At 69.7% G+C, this 1,968-nt stretch carries 3 protein-coding genes; all 3 read left to right on the forward strand.

Going from position 1 to position 1,968, the window contains the following annotated elements; translation table 11 throughout:
- The coding region (locus AC2VNT_RS00725) for an amino acid--tRNA ligase-related protein (protein WP_486945036.1) at positions 1–805 on the forward strand (805 nt) is incomplete at its 5' end.
- Positions 806–845: 40 nt separating this feature from the next.
- Positions 846–1,112 carry a hypothetical protein gene (locus AC2VNT_RS00730; RefSeq protein ID WP_486945037.1) on the forward strand — a complete coding sequence of 89 codons (267 nt, stop codon included), beginning with the start codon at positions 846–848 and terminating at the stop codon, positions 1,110–1,112.
- A gap of 12 nt (positions 1,113–1,124) precedes the next feature.
- On the forward strand, positions 1,125–1,968 hold an 844-nt coding region (locus tag AC2VNT_RS00735), incomplete at its 3' end, for a Gfo/Idh/MocA family protein (protein ID WP_486945038.1).

A 1,968-nucleotide genomic window follows, 5' to 3' on the forward strand; every position in this document is an offset into this window, starting at 1 on the left:
CCTGAAGCGGTTGTGCGTCGGCGGGGTGGAACGGGTCTTCGAGCTGGGCCGCGCGTTCCGCAACGAGGGTGTCGACTTCAGCCACAACCCGGAGTTCACCCTGCTGGAGGCCTACCAGGCGCACGCCGACTACCTGATCTGGATCGACGGAGCCCGCGAGCTGATCCAGAACGCCGCGCAGGCCGCCCACGGCGCGCAGGTGGTGATGCGGCCGGTGCCGGACGACGAGTCCAGACGACTGGAGCCGGTGGATATCTCCGGCGCCTGGCCGGTGAAGACGGTGCACGACGCGGTCTCGGAGGCGCTCGGCGAGCACGTCGACGCCGACACCGGCCTGGCGGCGCTGCGCAAGTTGTGTGACGCCACCGGCATTCACTACGCCAAGCAGTGGGACCCGGGCGCGGTGGTGCTCGAACTCTACGAGCACCTGGTCGAGGCGCGCACCGAACGCCCCACCTTCTACACCGAATTCCCCACCTCGGTGTCGCCGCTGACCCGGCCGCATCGCAGCAAGCCCGGCGTCGCCGAACGCTGGGACCTGGTGGCCTGGGGCGTCGAGCTGGGCACCGCCTACAGCGAACTCACCGACCCGGTGGAGCAGCGTCGTCGGCTGCAGCAGCAGTCACTGCTCGCGGCGGGCGGCGATCCCGAGGCGATGGAGCTCGACGAGGACTTCCTGCAGGCCATGGAGTACGGCATGCCGCCGACCGGCGGACTCGGGATGGGCGTGGATCGGGTCGTCATGCTGATCACCGGGCACGGCATCCGCGACACCCTGCCCTTCCCGCTGGCCAAACCGCGGTAGTCGCCGCAGACAGCGGGGGTTCGCGGGTAACCTGCTGCTCATGCCCGACGAACCGACCAGCCCGCCGGCACCACCCGGGGAACCCGCGGATACCGGGTACGACAGTGCCGGGGTCCCGACGTTCGACTCGGTCCGGGAGAAAATCGAAGGGCGGTACCAGACCTCGATCGGGGCGCAGGAGTTGGACGCCGAGACGCCGGAAGGCCGCAGCGTCGAGAAGCAGTACGAGGACCGGCAACGGGCGGCGGCCGACCGGCTGACACAGATCCGAGAATCGATGCACCACCATCCGGATGAAAGCCGTTAGCCGGGTGGCCCGATGAGCACGCTGCGGATCGGCCTGCTGGGTGCGGCACGCATCGCGCCGTCGGCGCTGATCAAGCCGGCTCGGGGCAACCCGGACGTCGCGGTCACCGCGGTGGCGGCTCGCGACGAGGGACGCGCGCGGGCCTTCGCCACCAAACACGGTATCCCCCGGGTGCACCGAAGCTATCAGGCGTTGGTCACCGACCCCGACCTGGACGCGGTCTACAACCCGCTGCCCAACGGTTTACACGGCCGGTGGACGCGGGTCGCAATCGACGCCGGCAAGCATGTGCTGTGCGAGAAGCCGTTCACCGCCAACGCCGACGAAGCTCGCCAGATCGCCGAGCTGGCGGCCGATTCGGACCGGGTGGTGATGGAGGCGTTCCACTACCGCTACCACCCGCTGTCGCTGCGCATCGCGCAGATCATCGCCTCCGGCGAGATCGGCGAACTCCGACACGTCGAGGCCGCGCTCAGCTTTCCGTTGCCGAAATTCTCCGACATCCGCTACGACTACTCGCTTGCCGGTGGGGCGACGATGGACGCCGGCTGCTACGCCGTCCACATGGCCCGCACCTTCGGCGGCGCGACACCGGAAGTCGTCTCGGCCCGCGCCAAGCTGCACACCCCGGACATCGACCGGGCGATGACAGCCGAGCTGCGGTTTCCGGCCGGGCACACCGGCCGGATCCACTGCTCGCTGTGGTCGTCCCGTCTGCTGCAGATCAGCGCCCGAGTGGTCGGCGAGCGTGGCGAGCTGCGGGCGTTCAATCCGGTTGCGCCGCAGCTGTTCCACCGATTGTCGGTCCGGTCCCCCGACGGCCGGCGGGTGGAGCACTTCTCCCGCCGGCCCTCCT

The sequence above is a fragment of the Mycobacterium sp. TH-M15 genome (assembly GCF_057473705.1).